This is a genomic window from Streptomyces sp. STR69, assembly GCF_024519455.1.
Lineage (GTDB): Bacteria > Actinomycetota > Actinomycetes > Streptomycetales > Streptomycetaceae > Streptomyces.
Genome location: NZ_JALJRY010000020.1, coordinates 56,222 through 74,878 on the forward strand (window position 1 = coordinate 56,222; position 18,657 = coordinate 74,878).

The window sequence follows — 18,657 nt, forward strand, 5'->3', positions numbered from 1 at the left end:
GGGGATGCCTTTCTGGTCCGTGCGGGCCCCGTGCACTCCGACGCTAGATCCCTTGGCGGTGGGACGTATGTGCCGATTACACCGATCCAGTGATCGATTTGCGCACTGATGAACTGGATTTTCCCTTGTACATACTGGATGCCTCCTTTTCATGACCTCGGGCCCGGTGCCGGCGTACCGCGTCGCGGTTGGCGCAGAGTTGGGAGCAGTAGCGCTGCCGCCCCGTGCGGGAGGTGTCGGCGAAGACCGTGCCGCACTCGGTCACGGCGCAGCGCCGGAGGCGGTGCATTCCGCGTCCCGCCAGATGCAGTGCCGTACCCACCGAGATGAGGGAGAACAGCACATCGCCGAGCGGCTTCCGGTCGTCGCGATAGTGCAGGTGCCAGCCGCTGCCTGCGTGGTCGGTCATCCGCGGATAGGCGGCGGCCTCCTCCAGCATCCGGTTGACCAGCGCCGCGCGCTCGTGCTCGTCGGTGGCGTCGACGACCTTCTCCCACGACTCCAGCGCGTACCGGGCGCGGACGAGGTCCTCGGCGGTCGTCGGCCGCTCCAGCACCAGACCGGCAGCGCGACAGCGGTCCGTGAGTTCCTCGGCGTCGGCGGGGGGCCGGTTGACCAGATCCGCGGCCAGGTTCACGGCATCCTCGCCGTAAGGGTTGAGGTGCATAAGACCATTACAGCAGTCTGATCGCCATGCGACAACACGACAACACACACCCGTCCCGGGTACGGCAGGCCGTGGAGTACGACCTCGTGGAGCTCGTACGGCTACGGGTGCTGCTCTTCGAGGACTTGGGCGGCGACTTCTTCAACCCCGCGCCGGTGGACGGCGATTGGCTGGACGCCCTGGCCGTCGTGCTCAAGGAACAGTTGACGGCGGACACCGTGCGCATCCTCGTCGTGGACGGTGACGACGGCGCCCTCGCGGCCTGCGGCATCGGCACCGTCGAGCAGCGACTGCCAGGACCACATCTGCGCAACGGCCGGATCGGGCACGTGCTCGGAGTGGTCACCGACCCGGCCCACCGGCGGCGCGGGCACAGCCGCTCGATCATGCGCGGCCTGCTCGACTGGTTCCAGGACAGCGGAGTCGCCCGGGTCGACCTGCACGCCTCCGCCGAAGGCGAACCGCTGTACCGCGACCTCGGTTTCACCGAACACCCCGATCCCTCCCTGTACTGGCGCCCGTGATCGGCGGGGACGACGCCACTCGCTACCGGGACGACGTCACGCGCTATCGATGGACTGTCCTCGCGGTCGCCACCTTCACTCAGGCCGCGTCAGGCTTCTTCGTGCAGGGCATCGGAGCGATGGGCATCGTCCTGCGTCATGAACTCGGCCTGAGCGCAGCGCAGTTGGGCCTGCTGATCTCGGCGGCCCAACTCGCCCCGCTGGTAGGGCTCACGATCGCCGGGGAGTTGCTGGACCGCTACGACGAGCGCTGGGTCGTGGGAGCGGGTGCCTGCGTTGTCGGCCTGGCGCTCGGCGTGGGAAGCCTGGCGCCCGGATACGCCTCGCTGCTCTGTGTGTTGCTGGTCGTCGGCGCGGGATACAGCACGGTGCAGCCCGGCGGGAGCAAGTCGGTGGCGTCCTGGTTCGACGCGTCCCGACGAGGGTTCGCGATGGGCGTCCGTCAGGCGGGCCTGCCACTGGGCGCTGCGCTCGCCTCGGCCGTACTCCCCGTACTCGCCGACGTCTACGGCTGGCGGACGGCGCTCCTGGCCGGCGGACTGGTCGCACTGCTGGGAGCCGCCGCCTTCATGGGCCTCTACCGCCGGCCACCCGGCCAAGTAGCCCTCCAGGTAAAGGAGTTGAACACCACATCCCCACCTGTGTCACGCGCTACCCGCCTACGTCTGCTCCGGGAACCGTCCATGGTGAGGATCATGCTCTCCGGGGCGAGCCTGATCTCGGTGCAAAGCGGCGTCGGCATCCTGACCGTGCTCTACCTCCACGACGTGGCGTCCGTCGGAGCGGGCCCGGCGGCCCTGGTCCTGGTCGTGGTTCAGATCGCGGGCGTCGCCGGGCGTATCGTCCTTGCCGCCCGGAGCGACCGCGGCACAGCCGGGCGCTACGCCACCGTCCGCCTCTGCATGGTCGCCGTCGTCGTGGGGATGGCCGTACTGCTGACCCCGCCGGGGCGTTCAACTGCGGTGGCCTGCTGCGCACTTGTCTGGCTCGGGTTCTTCGGGTTCGGCTGGTACGGCCCGTGGGTCGCCCATGTGACCGAGTCGGCGCCCCCGGGCCGGACGGGGTTCGCCCTGGGCCTGGCGATGTCCGTCAACCAGATCGCCATCGTCGCCGTACCGCCCGTACTCGGCCTCCTGACGGACCTCACCGGCGGCTTCGCGGCGGCCTGGGGCCTCCTGATCGCGATGGTCCTCGCGGCCCTGACGATCTCGGCCCGCGCGGAACGTGGCCGCCGGCCGCATCGCCTCAGAGCGGGCCACGACCACAACTGCCCGGAAACCGGAGCGACTTCATGCCCAAGCTGATTCCCGACAGTCGACCGCAGCGGGTGCTCGTCGCCTCGAACCTCATCTACACGATGGGCAGCGGCCTCCACCTGACGGCCGGAGTCCTCTACTTCACGCAGGCGGTACGGCTGCCGGCGGAGCAGGTGGGTCTCGGCCTCGGCATCGCCGGACTCGTCGCACCACCCGCCGTCCGCCTGGCACTACGACACCAGCAGGCTCGACAGGTTGTCGCCGATCAGTCGGCCAAGGGGCGTTGTCCCGCGCGGCTCCGGCGTCGGGCGGCGATCGTGTCGGCGACCGGCACCACGATCCAGCAGAGGTAGGCCCAGTGGGTGAGGAACGAGACCGGGATCGACACCAGGAAGCCCACCGCCACCATGCCGATGCCTCGGATCGTCCGGGAGAACAGCTCGGGCGGGGTGCCGGTGCGGTAGAGCTCGTCACGGCGGACTTCGTTGACCATCAGTATGAACAGGAGACAGGCCGCCAACTGCACGACGGCGTAGAAGACGAACCGGGCCTGGAAGGCCCCGTGCCCGCCGATCACGTCGGTCGCGAACGGGGTGATCACCAGCATGAGCAGCCAGTACATGGTGAAGGCCGTCAACTTGCCGTTCGACGCCGTGACATAGCGGAACACCCGGTGGTGGGAGCGCCAGTGCGCGGCGATCACCACGAAGCTGATCATGAACGCCAGATAGCTCTCCCGGTGGTCCGAAGCCGAGTGCCACAGCTCGGAGTTGGTCGAGCCCTCCGGTACCGGCAGCTCCAGGGCCAGCAGCGTGAGCGCGATGGCGACCACCGCGTCACCGAAGAACGTGAGTCGCTCGGCGGAGACCGCCCGGATCTCCATGTCCTCGTCCTCGGACGGCAGTTCTTGATCAGTCGAGACGTTCATGGCAGCAGAGGATGCCACACGGCGATGACCTTCCCGGACGCGCGCGATACCCCGGGCCGGACCCGGGGGAGTGGTACTGCTGGTCCTACCCGCATGCCTGGCGGCCCGGGCGGAGCCAAGAGGATCATCGGACCGACCGAGTCATCACCGTGACCGCGCGGCACAGGACGCGGCACGGACGCAGAACGGACACCGTCATGACCCTGGCCTACCTCGCACAGCCCGAGCAGCAGCAGAGACTGGAATGGCTCGACGGCGGTGAGTTCGCCGTACTGCTGGACGCGGCGGCCACCGGCGGGCAGTTGACCGTGGGACGGTTCTCCGTAGCCAAGGGCGAGGCGCCGCCCTACCACATGCACACGCGTGAGGACGAGGTCTTCATGCTGATCAAGGGCAGTGCGCTGCTCTGGTGCGACGACCAGGAGATGGAGTTGTCGGAGGGCGGCATCGTCTTCCTCCCGCGCAACGTCCCGCACGGCTACCGGATCACCTCCGACACGGCGGATCTCCTCATGATCTGCACACCCGGCGGCATCGAGGGCATGTTCCGGCACGCGGGACGAGACCTGACGACCCCGCGCCCCGAGGGCTTCGAGATCTCCAGGGACCTCATGGCGGAGGCCGCCGACAGGTACGGCCAGATCATCGTCGGCCCGCCGCGCTGAGCCGGAGCCCCCTCACGGCTTTCACCGGATCACAGCTTCACCGGAACCACACGAAAGGCACAGCCATGTCCCGGCAACAGCGCCAGGCCCTCGACGAAATGCTGCGGCACGGTCCGCTCGACATCGGTGGCGATGTCGCCGAACAGCGTGTCGTCTTCGGCGAGATGATGGCATCCATCCCCTTGCCCCCCGACGTCTCGACCACGGTGGGCGAACTGGGCGGCGTCCCGGTCGTCACCGTCGAGACCCCGGCGAGCGACCCGGCGACCGTGGTCGTGTATCTGCACGGCGGCGCCTACGCCATCGGCTCGGCGGCCGACGCCGTGGGGCTGGCCGCCGAGGTCGTCCGGCGCACCGACGCGCGAGCCGTGTGCGTCGACTACCGGCTGGCCCCCGAGCACCCGTTCCCCGCGGCGGTCGACGACGCCCTGGCCGTCTACCGGGCCCTCCTCGACGACGGACTGCCCAGCTCCGCGATTGCGTTCGTGGGTGAGTCCGCGGGCGGCGGTCTCGTCGCCGCGACGCTGGTCGCCGCCAAGGACGCGGGGCTGCCCCAGCCCGCGTCGGCCGCGGTGTTCTCCCCGTGGGCCGACCTGAGCGTGTCCGGCGCGAGCGCGGTGAGCAAGGCGGCCGTCGATCCCTCGCTGACCCCGGAGGGCCTGCGCAGGCGGGCCCGCGACTATCTCCGTGACACCGACCCCACCACACCGCACGCCAGCCCCGTCTTCGCGGACCTGACCGGCCTGCCGCCGCTGCTCATCCAGGTCGGCTCCCACGAGATCCTGCTGGACGACGCCGTACGACTGGCCGCGCGCGCCGCCGAGTGCGACGTACGGGTCGATCTGCAGGTCTGGTCCCAAGTACCGCACGTCTTCCAGGGGTTCGCGGTGATGCTCGACGAGGGCGCCGAAGCGCTCGACGCCGCCGCCGCGTTCACGCGGGCCCACTGGACGGACGTCACCGAAGGCGCCGACGCCGAAGCGCCCGAGGAGGAGTCGGTGCCGGCCGCCGGGTAAAGAATCCGTAGTGCGGATACGGAAGTTCCATGTGCCGTACAGCGTCTCGACGACGATGTTGTGCATGGCTACGACGAACCACTTCGGCATCGCTCTGCGGGGGTGGCGAGAGCGCGTGTCACCACGGGACAGCGGGCTGGAGCCGAGCGGGGAGCGGCGCATCCCCGGACTGCGCCGGGAGGAACTGGCCGGGCTGGCGGGACTGTCGGTCGACTACGTGGTCCGGCTGGAGCAGGGCCGCGCCCGCAACCCCTCGGCCCAGGTGGTCACCGCGCTGGCCAGGGCGCTGCGCCTCGAACCGTCCGAACGCGACCACCTGTTCCGCTGCGCCCACCTCGCGCCACCCGCGACCGCGGACGTGTCCAGACACGTGCCCGCGAGGGTGCACCGGCTCGTGGGGCAGCTGGCCGACAGCCCCACCGCGGTGTTCGCCGCCGACTGGACGCTCGTCGGCTGGAACGACATGTGGTCCGCCGCGATCGGCGATCCCCGCACCTACGGCTGGGACGAGCACAACCTCGTCGCCGGGATGTTCCGGCCGGGGAGCGGACACGGACGGGAGCCGATCGCGGGCTGGCCCGTGCGGTCCTGGGCGGGCGACGAGGTCGAGGAGGAGGATCTCGTCGCCGACCTGCGGGTCACGGCCGCCGCGCACCCCCACGACGCGCGGCTCGTCGCCCTCGTCGACCGCATGCTGCGCGACAGCCCGCGCTTCGCCCGCCTGTGGTCCAACGGCACGGCCCGCACCCACGTCGGAGACCGAAAGACCATAGAACACCCCCGAGTTGGGGACATCGACCTCGATCTCGATGTCGTGATGGCCGCCGGAACCGACCTCAGGATCGTCACGTACACGGCGGCGGCCGGGACGAACGACGCCGAGAAGCTGGCCGATCTGCGCGCGGCCCGCTCCCAGCCGGCCCGGGTCCCGTGAAGGTCGCGGTAGATCAGTCCTCGTCCTCGTCCGCGCGCGACAGCGCGTCGGTGATCAGACGGGTAGCCGAGTCGGGGTCGTCCGTGATGCGGTTGATGTGTTCCGCGAGCAGGAAGGCGGTGGCCTCCAGCGGAGTCATCTCCTCCTTGGTCCAGTCCCCGTACTGCTCCCGCCACAGATTGGGGCTCAGCCCGATGCCCGCGGCGACGACGAGGCCGGCCATGGTGGGGACGGCCCCGGGAGGAACGCTCCTGGGCATCATGCGCAGCGTGCCCACGAGGGTGGGCACCACGTACTCGATGACGTCCTTGCCCTGACTCTCGTGAGCCTTCCTCAGCCACGTCATGAAGATGTAGATGAGGGTGCACGTGCCGGCCAGGACGTCATCGACTCCCTCCGGGCCCAGCGACGCGATGAACTGCTCCATCAACGCCTGCTGTTCGGGATCGGCCCCGGTCCTGCCGTCGTGGACGGTCTTGAGCCGGGAGTCGACGATCATGAGCGCCGCGCCCACATCGCCGACGGGAGCGTGCTGGGGGTCGAGGGGCGATGACACGGGATTCCTCCTCGGTCGGCCGCGGCGAGCAGCGCGTCGTGTCCGTGCGTATCCGTAGAGTATTGGGCCGAGGCAGCGCCGGACGGCGGTTTGCCATCTTCTACGGTCGTGCTGCGGGCGCTCCGGGCCAGGTGCGCAGCAGGGCGTCCAGCGCGTTGAGGATCTCGGTCCAGCTCTCCCGCGCGTCCGGGGCGCTGTGGTCGAAGCCGCCGGCGGACTCCAGGCCGACGAAGCCGGTGAAGACGCTGCCCAGCAGTCGCACCGCGTGTGTCTGGTGCGGTTCGGCCAGGTCGTAGCCGCGCAGGATCGCCCGTGTCATCTGTGCGTGCCGGACGCCCGCACTGGCGGCGGCCGTCTCCGGGTCGAGCCGGAACCGGGCCGCGGTGAAGCGTCCCGGGTGCTTGAGGGCGTAGTCGCGGTAGGCGTTCGCGAAGGCGGTCAGGGCGTCCTTGCCGGCCCGTCCGGCCACCGCGGCGGAGACCTGGTCGGCCAGTTCCTCCAGGGCGAGCAGGGCGATCCTGGTCTTGAGGTCGTGGGCGTTCCTCACGTGCGAGTACAGGCTCGCGGTCCTGACGCCGAAACGCCGGGCGAGCTCCGCGGGGGTCGCCTGCTCGAAGCCGATCTCGTCGGCCAGGTCCGCGCCCGCCCGGACCAGGCGCTCCGTGGTCAGTCCCACTCGTCCGGTCCCTGCCATGGTCGTCCTCCGTGTCGATCCTCATCCCTGGCTTCGAAGATTATGCATTTGCCTAACTTGATTAGGCAAATTAGCGTGTCGGTTATGAAGCCGCTGACCGAGCAAGAGATCCGCGCCGCGTTCGTGAACTGCACCAAGGGCGAGGCCAAGCGCCTGGCCGTCCCCCGTGACCTGGCCGAACGATCCTGGGACGACCTGGACTTCCTGGGCTGGCGAGATCCCCAGGCCCCCGACCGGGCCTACGTCGTGACCGAACTGGACGGCCGTCCGGTCGGCGTCCAACTGCGCACCTCCGGCGCCGCCTCCTGGCAGCAGCGCCGCAGCATGTGCTCGGTGTGCCTGACCACCCACACCGGAGGCGTCTCCCTGATGGTCGCGCCCAGGTCTGGGAAGGCCGGACAGCAGGGCAACTCCGTCGGCCTCTACATGTGCAGCGACCTCGCCTGCTCCCTGTACGTACGCGGCAAGAAGGACACGGGCATCGGCGCACGCCTCCACGAGTCCCTCACCCTGGAGGAGAAGATCCGACGGACCGTGACGAACCTCGCCACGTTCATCGCGAGAGTGGGCGCGTGACCAGCAGCGCCCTCTCGAACGTGGAGCGATGGGCGGAGGTGTGCGCGCGCTCCCGCTCGGACCACTCGACCCGGGAGACGATCAACTCGGCTTCATCGGTGCCGAGTTCGAACTCGTCCAGGCGCTGTCGCCACCAACTCGCGTTGCGCGACTGCCGATCGAGCATCGCGTCGACCAATTCGCCACGGGCGGAGCCTTCGAGACCGTAGGCGTCCGCGAGGATCCGCACCTGGGCTGCCTGTGCGGCGGCGGGCGGAGCGGTGGGGCGGGAGGAGACGCACCAGGTCCAGGCCGCGTATCCGACGTCTTCGAGGGGATCGCCGGGCGCGGCGGTGTCGAAGTCGATGAAGGCGTAGGGCGTCCTCCACCGGCATCCACGGCCGCTCCGTTCATCGTGGCGAAGGCGAGGTCGGGGCCCGGGTCCGACCGCCACCGACCCGCTCGTCCCCGTTTGTTAGGCTCCCCTAGCCTCCCGCGGGGGAAGTCCGGTGAGAATCCGGCGCTGACCCGCAACGGTGTGCGTGGCGACCCCTGGTCGTCGCGTGAGCCCGATCGCCCGTGGGTGGTGCGACCCGTTGACTGCTCGCCGTGGACTGCGAGAGGGGATCCGAGCGGCCGGCACGGTCGTACGGGCTGCCTCCTCGATCGAGGCTCACCAGGCGGCCCTAGGTGAAGGACCGCCGATCGTGTGCCGACCTCCGAGCTCCGGCCCGGCCCGAACACCCCTGCCGCTGCTGATACTCGGGCTGCTGCTCCTGCTCTGCGTCTCCCTCGTGTGCGGTGTCGCACTGGGAGCGGCCGGCATCGGACCGGCGGACGTGTTCCGCTTCCTGTGGGCCGGAGTCACCGGCGGGACCGTGCACGCCGCCGACGCGGCCGACTACACCATCGTCTGGGAGATCCGGCTGCCGAGGGTCGTCCTCGCGGCCGTCGTCGGCGCCGGGCTCTCGGCCGTCGGCGTGGCAGTACAGGCCATGGTCCGCAACGCGCTCGCCGATCCGTTCGTCCTCGGCATCTCCTCCGGCGCGGCGGTCGGCGCCAACGCCGTCATCCTGCTGGGCGCGTTCGCCGGCCTCGGCGTCTGGGCGCTGTCCGCGTCCGCGTTCGCCTCGGCGCTCGCGGCCATGGTCCTGGTGTACGCGGTGGCCCGCTCACCGCACGGCCTCACCCCGCTGCGGCTGATCCTGACCGGAACCGCGCTGGCCTACGGCTTCGAAGCCGTCACCACCGTGATGGTGTTCGGCGCGGCCCGTGGCGAGGCCGCCCGCTCGGCGATGATGTGGCTGCTGGGCAGCCTGGGCGGCGCGACCTGGGCACAGGTGCCGCTGGCCGCCGTCACCGTGGCGGCCGGCTGGGCGTGGCTGCGACGGCGGGCGGAACCGCTCAACGCCCTCGCGATGGGGGACGAGACCTCCGCCGCGCTCGGCGTCCAACCGGCAAGACTGCGCCGGGAGTTGTTCCTCGTCACAGCGGCCGTGACCGGAACGGTGGTGGCGGTCAGCGGCGCCATCGGCTTCGTCGGACTCATGGTCCCGCACCTCGTACGGATGCTCGTCGGCGCCGATCACCGCAGGGTCCTCGCGGTCGCGCCCCTGGCCGGCGCGGTGCTGCTGGTGTGGGCGGACGTGCTGTCCCGGTTGCTGCTGGCCCCGGCCGAACTCCCGGTCGGTGTCATCACCGCCGTCGTGGGAGTGCCCGCCTTTCTGCTGCTGATGCGGCGCGGCGGCCATGCGTTCGGGGGGCGTTGATGCGGCTCGACATCGAGGGGCTGTCGGTCGACGCGGGCGCGGTGCGGCTGGTCGACGACATCCGGCTCGCCGTGGGCTCCGGGGCGTTCGTCGGGCTCGTCGGCCCCAACGGCAGTGGAAAATCAACCCTGTTGAGGTGCGTGTACCGCGCGCTGCGGCCGGCCGACGGGGCGGTCCGGCTCGACGGGGACGACGTGCACGCCATGGAACCACGCGCCGTCGCCCGGGTGTTGGCCGCGCTGCCGCAGGAGTCGTCGGCCGAATTCGGCTTCACCGTCGCCGAAGTGGTCGCCATGGGACGGCTGCCGCACCGGGACCGGACCGCCGCGTCGGACCGGGAGATCTGCGCCGGCGCCATGGAACGCACCGGTGTCGCGCACCTCGCCGACCGCGGGTACCTCGCCCTGTCCGGCGGCGAGAAGCAACGCGTCCTGATCGCCCGCGCACTGGCCCAGCGCCCACGCGTCCTCGTTCTCGACGAACCCACCAACCACCTCGACATCGCCCACCAGTTGGACGTGCTGTCACTGGTCCGCCGCAGCGGCCTGACCGTGCTCGCCGCCCTGCACGACCTCAACCTCGCCGCCGCGCACTGCGACCTGCTGTACGTGATCGCGGACGGCCGGATCGTCGCGTCCGGCGCACCGCACGACGTACTCCGACCCGCCCTGCTGGCCGAGGTGTTCGGAGTCCGCGCGCACCCGGTACGACACCCGGAGACCGGCGCCGTCCAGCTCCTGTTCGACCTGCTCCCGCCCACCACATAAGGACAACACCCGCCATGCGCAAGCTACTTGCCGCCGCTCTCTGCCTCGCCGCGACCGCCACCGGCTGCGGCGCGAGTATCGAGTCGACCGCGGACACCCGGCCCACCGCGGCGGTCACCCTCACCAACTGCGGTCAGAAGGTGACGTACAAGACCGTCCCGAAGCGAGTGGTCACCAACGACGTCGGCATCACCGAGCTGATGTTCGCCCTCGGGCTGGAGAACCGCATGGCCGGGTTCGCCATGCCCGACGACAAGGGCGATCTGACCGACGTGCCCTGGAAGGACGGCTACCAGAAGGTCAAGTGGTTGTCCAAGGACCAACTCACCAAGGAGAACGTCCTCGACGCCCGCGCCGACCTCGTCTTCGCCGGCTGGAACTACGGCTTCCGGGACGACAGCGGCTTCACCCCCGACGCCCTGAAGAAGCTCGGCATCCCCTCGTACGTCCTCACCGAGTCCTGCCGCAACGGCCGCACCGACACCTCACGCGGCATCATGCCGCCCCTGGACGCCCTCTACGCCGACCTCACCAACCTCGGGAAGCTGTTCGGCGTCGAGAAGCGCGCGGCCACCCTGATCGCCGACTTCAAGAAGCACACAGCCGCCGTCCACAGCAAGGCCCCCGCGAAGAGCCCCACGGTCTTCCTCTACGACAGCGGCCAGGACGCCCCGTTCACCTCGGGCCGCTACGCCGCACCCGACCAGATCATCAGCGAGGCCGGCGGGGTCAACGTCATGCACGACGTCAACGACTCCTGGACCACGGTCGGTTGGGAAACCGTCGTGCGGCGCGACCCCGATGTCATCGTGATCTGCGACTACGGCGACGTGAGCGCGGAACAGAAGAAGAAGTTCCTGCTCTCCTACGCCCCGCTCCGCAACGTCTCCGCCGTCAAGCACCGGCGGATCTTCGTCCTCGACTACGTCGACCTCGTCGAGAGCCCCCGCAACCCGTCGGCCATCGCCCGCCTCGGTGCGTATCTCCGTACGGTGGCCGCAGGGCAGCAGGCCGCCCAGTGAGGCGTCCCGGTGGAACCGTCGCCGGTCAGCGGGTGGGGAAGGAAGCCAGAGCGAGTTCCCACTCGTCGGCCGCGTGGCGCAGTGCGGCCGTATCCACCTGTACCTCCACGAAGTACTGGTAGATGTCCGGTCTGGCGTCGCCCTGCCGCCATGGGGGCAGGGCTTCCAGCGAGAGGTGAACGCGGATCAGCGCCCCGGCCTCGCTGCGTTCGGCGAGGCTGAAGGCCAGCACCGGTTCGGTGAACCAGGTGTCCGGGGACATATAGCCTTCGGCATCGAGCCGGGTCACCGCCACTGTTCCCGTGGCCACCCCGCGCAGCCAGGCGGTGACCTGTTGGGCCTCGTCGTTCAGCAGAGCGGGGTCGGCGAAGGACCAACTGCCCTCGGCCGTCGTCACCTTGGCGCCGATGACCAGCCAGTTGTCGTCGTAGCGGTTACCCCGAGGCCCGGCGAACTGATAGCGCAGGGGCCGGAGTTCGACACTGGTCGCATGATCACTGAGGTGCACCGCCACAGGATGCCAGGTGACCCTCCGGCGGTGTAACCAGGTTTTCACCGCCCGGACCTGGTCGTAGCGACCCAGGAAGCGGAACGCGCCGCCCTTGGCCTGATACAGGAAAGCGGTGTTCTCCGGGTCCATCGTGTGGGTGGTGCCCTGGTCGAAACGGATGGGCTTGGCCACCCCGTCGTACGAGAGGTGGAAGAGGCCCTCGGCGACCTGCGCGGGCTCGATCGAGGTCGTGGTCCCGAGTGCGTCGAGGGCTCGGGCGATCAGACCGACGGCGTCGTACGCCTCGGCCGACCACCGGCCGGGCGCCTCACCGTAGCGTGCCCGGTAGGCCGCGGTGAACGCCTTCGCGGCCGTGGCGCCGGCCGACTGCGCCTCGGTGTACGGCGCTTCGAAGACCCAGCCCTCGGCCGCCTGCCCGGCCGCAGTGAGGAAGTTTCCGGCTTCGCACAGGATTCGTACAGACGAGCCGATCGTAGTCCCGACGCTCCCTCAACTCGTGCTGTACAAAGGGCAGTTCGGAGTCGACGCGGACTCACCTGGCGAGTTCGGTCGGCTCGTTCAGTTGCGTGAGCTTCAGCGGATTGCGCACCACGTAGATCCTGGTGACCCGGCCGTCCTCCACGACGAGACTGATCGCGGACGGCTCACCGTTGACGTCCATCCGGCCCGCGGGTTCGCCGTTGAGCCACAGGGGCGTGGTGTCGAACGCGGCCACCAGCGTGTTCGCGCGGGCGAGGATCGGTGCCACCAGCTCGACCCCGTGGATCGGGGCGAGCGCGGCGGCGACGACCCCGCCGCCGTCGGTCACCAGCACCACGTCCGGTGCCATCACCTCCATCAACTCCTGCAGATGGCCGGTGCGCAGGGCGTGCAGGAACCGTTCCACCACGGCCGCCTGTTCCGATCGGCTCACCTTCACGCGTGGCCGCCGTGCCGCCACATGCTCCCGCGCCCGCCGGGCGACCTGCCGCACCGTCGCCGCGGACTTCCCGACGACCTCCGCGATCTCGCCGTACGACAGCTCGAACACCTCGCGCAGTACGAACACCGCCCGCTCGGTGGGTCCGAGAGTCTCCAGCACGGTCAGCATCGCGATCGACACACTCTCCGCGAGCTCGACGTCCTCGGCGACATCGGGGGTGGTGAGCAACGGTTCCGGCAGCCACTCGCCCACGTACTCCTCACGCCGGCGCGACAAGGCGCGCAGCCGGTTGAGCGCCTGCCGGGTGACGATCCGGATCAGGTACGACCGCGGGTCCCGTACCTGTAACCGGTCGACGTCGGCCCATCGCAGCCAGGACTCCTGCAACACGTCCTCGGCGTCGGCGGCCGAGCCGAGCATCTCGTAGGCGACGGTGAACAGCAGGCCGCGGTGGGTGACGAAGGGGTCCTCGGTCATGCCGTCGTCGCCACGTCGGAGTCGACCTCGCGGACGGCCAGGGGGATCTCGCAGGAGTCGGAGTAGCCCTGAGAGGTGATCCCGTGGGCGGTGTTGCACCGGGCGGCCATGTTGGCGAAGCCGATGAACACGGTGAGTTCGACCAGCGCGGCGGGGCCCAGCTGCTCCAGCAGGCGCTGCGACAACTCGTCCGTGACGGTCGACGGTGTGGTCGTCATGGCCTCCGCGTACTCCAGCACGTCCCGCTCCAGCGGCGAGAACACGTCCGCCTGCCGCCAGCGCGGCACCTGGCTCGCCTTCGTCAGGTCCAGGTTCTGGTTCAGGGCGAAGAAGTAGTTGACGTCGAGGCACCAACCGCACCCGACCTGCGCCGCCACAGCCATGTGCGCGAACGTCTTCAGACTCGCGTCCGCCGCGTCCAGCGTGGCCACCTTCGCGGTGAACTCCTGGTTGGCCGCGGCGAGTCGGGGGTGGTTCCACAGAACTTCGATGGGCTCGGGCACGGATCCGAGCTGCTTGATCATGTTCTCGCGCAACTCGACGGGAAGCTCGGCCTTCGGAACGCGAAGCGTCATGGTGTCCTCCTGGTACGTGTGTCTGTCCGGCGGTTCAGCATGAAGACACCGGCCGACTCACGGTTGTGACATCGGGAGGATGAGACGCGGACGCTACGACGGCAACCCCATTCCTTGCGATCAAGAACTCCGGGCCACTCGGCGGAATCCGCGACGTGACAGACGGCAGGTCGTGTCACGTCGCGGCGGCGGGTGGATCAGACCGGCCCGGCATGGGTGGTGATGCGTGCTGCCGAGCCGGGCGTCACCCGGCGGTGCCCGACCGGGCGGCGAGGTCGTCGGCGTCGGCGCGGGCGAGCACGGCGTCCACGACGGCGTACTCGGCCTGGTCCAGTACGTAGAGCACCAGGGCGATCACGTCCGCGGCATCCTGCTCGGCGTCGTCGGCACGGCGTTCGGCCTTCTTGAGGTCGCGTTCGGCCTTGTGCTCGGCGCTCGCCGCGCGGCGGTCGGCGAAGTGCTTCTGCACCGAGTCGTGCGCGTCGCTCAGCCGGCCCTGCGCCCGGGTCTTGGCGTCGTCGGTCCTGGTTCCCACAGCGTCGAGGGATGCCTTGAGACCGGTCTTCGTCGCCTCCAGCTGCGCGCGGTTCTTCGCCCTGGCGGCCGTGGCGGTGTCCTCGACCTTCTTCGTCCGGTCCGCCAACTTGCTGAGCTGGTCCGAAAGCTTGTCCATGGTGATTCCCGTCTCGTGAAGTTGATTCGGTGGGTCTCGGACATCGCGCGGCACGGGCACGCCGACGCCACGCATGCCGCTATGCCGCTCTTTGCCGCAGGTGGAGTGAGAGGACGATGCCCGAAGTCCCGTACATCAGGCTGAACAGGCCGAACACGGTCGCCAGCGAGACCGCGCCGACGTCCGGCCGCACGAACAGAGCCAACGCCAGCGCGACGGACACCAGCCCAGTCAGCATGAACATCGCGCGCTCCCCGGCGGACTCGCCTTCCTGCGTGGCCATGCCGATCTCGACAGCGCCGGTGACCAGCGCCCACGCGCCGACCCAGAGAGTGAGTGCCAGAGCGGTGATGCCCGGCCACAGGATCGCGGCGGCTCCGCTCACGGCGGACAACAGGGCCAGCAGCAGCCAGCCGAAGACCGGCCCCGCCCGGTTGCCGCTGAACGCGCGAACGGCGTCGTTGGCCGCGGCGAAGAAGGCGTAGAAGGCGAACAGGTAGACGAATGTGCCCACGGTTATGCCGGGCCACACCAGCGAAACCAGTCCGAACGCAACCGCGAGGACGCCGCGCCACAAGAGTGCGTTGGGTGAGCCGAGTATGGTGATCACTTCCCTTCGTGGCTGAGGGGGCATGGGCCGGTCGCCTCTTTCCCAGCCCCGACGCTAGGGCTCGGCGGTCCGTGGCCCATCCGTCATCCGACTGCACGACTGCATCAATCGGGGTGCTTAGGTCCGAGGCGGTCCGGGCGGACGGCGACTCACCCCGGACGGCAGCTGCGGCCGATTTCGCTACAAGTTCCGAAATTATTCGTGACGGGTCCGCCACGCCGTCGAAATAGGTACTTCTTAGCGTTAACGCCAGTCGCATAGGCGTCATCGCACCCATTGGGTCTGTCAAGCCGCAAGAGGTGCTTTCTCACGAAAAAACATCACTGCCCTCAGTGATGTCTTGAGACAGGAGCTCCCGAGTGTCCAACCCCTCCCGTCGCGGCGTCCTCAGACTCACCGCCGGCACAGCTCTCCTCGGCACCCTCGCCCTGACCGGCTGCGGGCGCGGCGACGAGACCGCCGCCGCGAAGGCATCCGCCAAGCCGATCGGCACCACCCCGGCCACCGGCACCGTCAATGTCTGGGCCACCCAGGACGACGCCAGCGTGCTCGACAAGGTGATCAAGCCGTTCAAGGCCGCGAACCCGGACGTCACCCTGAAGTTCACGCTGATACCGAACTCCGAGTACTACACGAAACTCCAGGCGGCGATCGCGGCGGGCAAGGGCCCGGACGTGGCCCAGTTCTTCCCCGAGTCGCAGGCGCAGTTCCTCGACCCGGCGATCCTGCGGCCCGTGCCGGACGGACTCGTCGACTCCGGCAGCTTCTTCAAGAGCCTGTGGGACGCCGGTGTGGCCAAGGACGTCGCCTACACGGTCCCCTGGTACGCGTACACGTACGCCCTCGTCTACCGCGCCGACCTCGCGAAGAAGGCGGGCGTCAAGGCGCCCACCAGCTGGGACGAGATGGTGCCGTTCTTCAAGGCGCTGCAGGGCGCCGGAGCCGTGCACGGGCTCGGGGCCGACAACGGCTGGGACATCTTCAACGGCCAGGACGCCGCGATGTACGCCTGGCAGGCCGGCGGCACCCTGCTCTCCGCCGACGGGAAGTGGACGCTCGACACACCGGCGATGGTCGACGCCATCAAGTACAACGCGTCGTTCTTCACCTCGGGCGTCGCCGACACCGCGACCCCCACCTTCCTCGACTCCCAGCCGTACTTCGTCTCCGGCAAGACCGCCTGCATGATCACCGGCCCCTGGGTCGTCGGCCAGCTCGACACCGCCGCGAAGAAGACCGGCTGGACGGCGTCCCACGTGGCCACCGCGCCGCTGCCGGCCGGCGCCTCCAGCAGTGCCTCCTTCTCCGGCGGGGGCAGCTGGGGTGTGCTCGCGACCGGCGGCAACGCGGACGCGTCGTGGAAGTTCATCCGGTACGTCTCGAAGCCGAGCACCCAGGTCGCGCAGTTCAAGGCGTACAGCTCGCTGCCCGCGGCCGTGTCGGCCTGGGACGACCCCGCCATCAAGGGCCAGCTGCTCCTCGACGCCTTCTTCACGCAGCTGAAAAGGGCGCGGGCGTTCCCACAGGTGAGCACCTGGCAGCAGGTCGCGACCCGGCTGGGCAAGGAGATGGAGGCCGTGGCCAAGGGCAAGGAGACCGCGGCCAAGGCCGCCGCGAACATCCAGGCGTACGCCGAGAGCGTCGGCACGAGCACGAAGTGAGCCGCCCATGACCACCACCCTCACCCCTCGGGCGCCGCGCACGGCACCGCGCGGCCGGCCGGTCACGGCCCCCGCGCGCGCTCGCAACCGGAACCTGCGGCGCACGGCTGTCGCCTGGCTCTTCCTCGCCCCGTTCCTCGTCGTGTTCCTGCTCTACACGGCGATCCCGACCGTGGCCGCGCTCGGCTTCAGCCTCACCGACCTGCACGGCGCGGATCTGCGGCATCCCTTCGCGGTCAACTTCACCGGCCTGGAGAACTACCTCCGGCTGTTCCAGGACTCGACCTTCCGGCGCGACATCCTGAACACCGCCGTCTTCGTGGCCGTCGGCGTACCGCTCACCATGGGCGTCGGTTTCGCGCTGGCCATCGCGCTGAACTCCGGCATCCGGCGGCTGCGCGGCGTATTCCGTACGGTGTTCTTCGCACCGGTCGTCACCAACGTCGTCGCCGCGGCCCTGATCTGGCAGTACGCCTTCAACCCGAGCGGCACCGTGAACAAGGTCCTCGGCGCGGTCGGTTTCGCCGGACCGAACTGGCTGGACGACCAGCACCTCGCCATGCCCGTGGTCATCCTGCTCGGGGTCTGGCGCAACTTCGGCACCGCGATGGTCCTCTTCCTCGCCGGTCTGCAGTCGATCCCGCAGGACGTCTACGAGGCCGCCGCCCTCGACGGGGCGGGAAAATGGCGGCAGTTGAGGCACATCACCCTCCCCCTGCTGCTGCCCACCACCCTCATGGTGTCGGTGCTGCTCACCGTCTTCTACCTTCAGGTCTTCGACGAGCCCTATCTGCTCACCAACGGCGGCCCGCTCGGCTCCACCGAATCCGTGGCGCTGTACACCTACCACCAGTTCGGGGTCGGCGAGTTCGGGGTGTCCTCGGCCGCGTCCTTCGTGACCCTGGTGCTCGTGGCCCTGGTGAGCGTCGTCCAGTTCCGATTGCTGAGGCCCCGCGCATGACCGCCGTGACCGCGTCGCAGAACACCGACCTGACCTCGCACACCGCGACTGCCCGAAGTGCCGTACGGCCACGGCCCGTTGCCCGGCCCCTGCTCTACGCCGCACTCGTCCTGTGCGCGCTGCTCACGCTGCTCCCGTTCGTCTGGGGGCTCAGCGGCTCGCTGCGCAGCCTCGACGAGATCCGCTCCGACCCCGGTTCCCTCGTCCCGCACCACTTCACGCTGGACAACTTCACGCGGCTGTTCAGGACCCAGGGCTTCGGCCGGTTCATGGTCAACAGCATCGTGGTCGCGGCCATGGTGGTGGTCGGCAACATCGTGGCGGCGTCGGCCGCCGGCTACGCGCTCGCGAAACTCGAATTCGCGGGCAGGCGGCTCGCGTTCGGCGCGGTCATGGCGGCGATGATGGTGCCGTTCACCGCGGTGTTCGTCCCGCAGTTCGTGCTCACCGTCGACATGGGCCTCGCGGACACCCTCGCCGGTATCGCGCTGCCCAGCCTGGCGATGCCGATGTCGGTGTTCATCATGCGGCAGTACGCGTCCTCGATACCCGACGAACTGCTGGAGGCGGCCCGCATCGACGGGGCCGGCGAGTTCCGCATCTTCTTCCGGATCTTCCTCCCGCTGGCCGGCCCCGCGGTCGCGACGATCACGATCATGTCGTTCCTCAACTCGTGGAACTACTTCATCTGGCCGCTCATCGTCGCCCAGAGCACCTCCAGTTACACGCTCCCGGTGGGCCTCGCGGCCACCAGCCAGGCCGCGGCGCACGTGACCGACTACGGCCTGATGCTCGCCGGTGCCGTCGTCGTCATGCTGCCGGTGCTCGTTCTCTTCCTGTTCCTGCAGCGGTACTTCGTGCAGGGCATCGCCGGAACGGGAATGAGGTGATCCAGCTGAAGTCCGCGACCAACG

General features: G+C 69.5%; 23 protein-coding genes and 1 riboswitch. Of the genes, 13 read left to right on the plus strand and 10 right to left on the minus strand.

Going from position 1 to position 18,657, the window contains the following annotated elements:
- Nucleotides 1-76: 76 nt before the first annotated feature.
- On the minus strand, nt 77-667 hold the full coding sequence (locus OC490_RS32440) for a CGNR zinc finger domain-containing protein (protein ID WP_262061589.1): 591 nt from the start codon (nt 665-667) through the stop codon (nt 77-79).
- Between the two features lie 26 nt (nt 668-693).
- On the opposite strand from OC490_RS32440, the gene OC490_RS32445 reads away from it, so the two are divergent.
- Genes OC490_RS32445 through OC490_RS32455 form a run of 3 tightly spaced genes read left to right on the plus strand, consistent with a single transcriptional unit; the run spans nt 694 to nt 2,800 of the window.
- Nucleotides 694-1,191 carry a GNAT family N-acetyltransferase gene (locus OC490_RS32445; protein WP_262061590.1) on the plus strand — a complete coding sequence of 166 codons (498 nt, stop codon included), beginning with the start codon at nt 694-696 and terminating at the stop codon, nt 1,189-1,191.
- Nucleotides 1,188-2,495, plus strand: a complete 1,308-nt coding sequence (locus OC490_RS32450; RefSeq protein ID WP_262061591.1) for an MFS transporter — start codon at nt 1,188-1,190, stop codon at nt 2,493-2,495. The genes OC490_RS32445 and OC490_RS32450 overlap by 4 nt, the downstream gene beginning before the upstream one ends.
- On the plus strand, nt 2,483-2,800 hold the full coding sequence (locus OC490_RS32455; RefSeq protein ID WP_262061592.1) for a hypothetical protein: 318 nt from the start codon (nt 2,483-2,485) through the stop codon (nt 2,798-2,800). The genes OC490_RS32450 and OC490_RS32455 overlap by 13 nt, the downstream gene beginning before the upstream one ends.
- Here the strand turns inward: OC490_RS32455 and OC490_RS32460 are convergent.
- Nucleotides 2,713-3,375, minus strand: a complete 663-nt coding sequence (locus OC490_RS32460) for a TMEM175 family protein (RefSeq protein ID WP_262061593.1) — start codon at nt 3,373-3,375, stop codon at nt 2,713-2,715. The two genes, OC490_RS32455 and OC490_RS32460, sit on opposite strands and share 88 nt — an antisense overlap.
- A 197-nt stretch (nt 3,376-3,572) precedes the next feature.
- On the opposite strand from OC490_RS32460, the gene OC490_RS32465 reads away from it, so the two are divergent.
- From OC490_RS32465 to OC490_RS32475, 3 genes are all read left to right on the plus strand, one after another.
- Complete coding sequence (locus OC490_RS32465) at nt 3,573-4,040, plus strand: cupin domain-containing protein (RefSeq protein ID WP_262061594.1); 468 nt, start codon at nt 3,573-3,575, stop codon at nt 4,038-4,040.
- A 65-nt stretch (nt 4,041-4,105) separates the two neighbouring features.
- Nucleotides 4,106-5,056 carry an alpha/beta hydrolase gene (locus OC490_RS32470; RefSeq protein WP_262061595.1) on the plus strand — a complete coding sequence of 317 codons (951 nt, stop codon included), beginning with the start codon at nt 4,106-4,108 and terminating at the stop codon, nt 5,054-5,056.
- 64 nt (nt 5,057-5,120) lie between these two features.
- Nucleotides 5,121-5,990, plus strand: coding sequence for a helix-turn-helix transcriptional regulator (locus OC490_RS32475; RefSeq protein WP_262061596.1), 870 nt, complete (start codon nt 5,121-5,123; stop codon nt 5,988-5,990).
- Between the two features lie 13 nt (nt 5,991-6,003).
- Here OC490_RS32475 and OC490_RS32480 read toward each other — a convergent pair whose 3' ends face one another.
- Both OC490_RS32480 and OC490_RS32485 read right to left on the minus strand, forming a co-directional pair.
- Nucleotides 6,004-6,546, minus strand: a complete 543-nt coding sequence (locus OC490_RS32480; protein WP_262061597.1) for a hypothetical protein — start codon at nt 6,544-6,546, stop codon at nt 6,004-6,006.
- Between the two features lie 100 nt (nt 6,547-6,646).
- A complete protein-coding gene (locus OC490_RS32485) occupies nt 6,647-7,240 on the minus strand; it encodes a TetR/AcrR family transcriptional regulator (protein WP_262061598.1) in 594 nt (197 codons plus the stop codon).
- Between the two features lie 84 nt (nt 7,241-7,324).
- Between OC490_RS32485 and OC490_RS32490 the strand changes: the two genes are divergently transcribed.
- Entirely contained in the window at nt 7,325-7,816 is a 492-nt protein-coding gene (locus OC490_RS32490) for an FBP domain-containing protein (RefSeq protein ID WP_262061599.1), read from the plus strand.
- Here the strand turns inward: OC490_RS32490 and OC490_RS32495 are convergent.
- Nucleotides 7,794-8,249: an aminoglycoside phosphotransferase family protein gene (locus OC490_RS32495; protein WP_262061600.1), complete on the minus strand. Its 456-nt coding sequence runs from the start codon at nt 8,247-8,249 to the stop codon at nt 7,794-7,796. The genes OC490_RS32490 and OC490_RS32495 overlap by 23 nt on opposite strands.
- Before the next feature lie 44 nt (nt 8,250-8,293).
- Nucleotides 8,294-8,374, plus strand: a riboswitch (cobalamin riboswitch).
- Nucleotides 8,375-8,502: 128 nt separating this feature from the next.
- On the opposite strand from OC490_RS32495, the gene OC490_RS32500 reads away from it, so the two are divergent.
- Genes OC490_RS32500 through OC490_RS32510 form a run of 3 tightly spaced genes read left to right on the plus strand, consistent with a single transcriptional unit; the run spans nt 8,503 to nt 11,353 of the window.
- Entirely contained in the window at nt 8,503-9,564 is a 1,062-nt protein-coding gene (locus OC490_RS32500) for a FecCD family ABC transporter permease (protein ID WP_262061601.1), read from the plus strand.
- A complete protein-coding gene (locus OC490_RS32505; RefSeq protein WP_262061602.1) occupies nt 9,564-10,331 on the plus strand; it encodes an ABC transporter ATP-binding protein in 768 nt (255 codons plus the stop codon). The genes OC490_RS32500 and OC490_RS32505 overlap by 1 nt, the downstream gene beginning before the upstream one ends.
- Before the next feature lie 14 nt (nt 10,332-10,345).
- Entirely contained in the window at nt 10,346-11,353 is a 1,008-nt protein-coding gene (locus OC490_RS32510; protein ID WP_262061603.1) for an ABC transporter substrate-binding protein, read from the plus strand.
- Between the two features lie 25 nt (nt 11,354-11,378).
- On the opposite strand, the gene OC490_RS32515 is transcribed toward OC490_RS32510, so the two are convergent.
- The 5 genes from OC490_RS32515 to OC490_RS32535 all read right to left on the minus strand — a co-directional run bounded on the left by OC490_RS32515 (nt 11,379) and on the right by OC490_RS32535 (nt 15,121).
- Complete coding sequence (locus tag OC490_RS32515) at nt 11,379-12,335, minus strand: ABC transporter substrate-binding protein (protein ID WP_315986720.1); 957 nt, start codon at nt 12,333-12,335, stop codon at nt 11,379-11,381.
- 61 nt (nt 12,336-12,396) lie between these two features.
- Nucleotides 12,397-13,263 carry an RNA polymerase sigma-70 factor gene (locus OC490_RS32520; RefSeq protein WP_262061604.1) on the minus strand — a complete coding sequence of 289 codons (867 nt, stop codon included), beginning with the start codon at nt 13,261-13,263 and terminating at the stop codon, nt 12,397-12,399.
- Nucleotides 13,260-13,838 (minus strand): carboxymuconolactone decarboxylase family protein, encoded by a 579-nt coding sequence (locus OC490_RS32525; protein WP_262061605.1) that lies wholly within the window; start codon nt 13,836-13,838, stop codon nt 13,260-13,262. Before OC490_RS32525 ends, OC490_RS32520 begins: the two co-directional genes overlap by 4 nt.
- 244 nt (nt 13,839-14,082) lie before the next feature.
- Complete coding sequence (locus OC490_RS32530) at nt 14,083-14,511, minus strand: hypothetical protein (RefSeq protein WP_262061606.1); 429 nt, start codon at nt 14,509-14,511, stop codon at nt 14,083-14,085.
- A gap of 79 nt (nt 14,512-14,590) precedes the next feature.
- Nucleotides 14,591-15,121 (minus strand): HdeD family acid-resistance protein, encoded by a 531-nt coding sequence (locus OC490_RS32535; RefSeq protein WP_262061607.1) that lies wholly within the window; start codon nt 15,119-15,121, stop codon nt 14,591-14,593.
- A 359-nt stretch (nt 15,122-15,480) separates the two neighbouring features.
- Here OC490_RS32535 and OC490_RS32540 point away from each other — a divergent pair, with 359 nt between their 5' ends.
- From OC490_RS32540 to OC490_RS32550, 3 genes are read left to right on the plus strand one after another with little or no spacing between them, the layout of a single operon-like run.
- Nucleotides 15,481-16,782, plus strand: a complete 1,302-nt coding sequence (locus tag OC490_RS32540) for an extracellular solute-binding protein (protein ID WP_262061608.1) — start codon at nt 15,481-15,483, stop codon at nt 16,780-16,782.
- Between the two features lie 7 nt (nt 16,783-16,789).
- Nucleotides 16,790-17,743 (plus strand): carbohydrate ABC transporter permease, encoded by a 954-nt coding sequence (locus tag OC490_RS32545; RefSeq protein WP_262061609.1) that lies wholly within the window; start codon nt 16,790-16,792, stop codon nt 17,741-17,743.
- Complete coding sequence (locus tag OC490_RS32550; RefSeq protein ID WP_262061610.1) at nt 17,740-18,633, plus strand: carbohydrate ABC transporter permease; 894 nt, start codon at nt 17,740-17,742, stop codon at nt 18,631-18,633. Before OC490_RS32545 ends, OC490_RS32550 begins: the two co-directional genes overlap by 4 nt.
- The last annotated feature ends 24 nt before the right edge of the window (nt 18,634-18,657 follow it).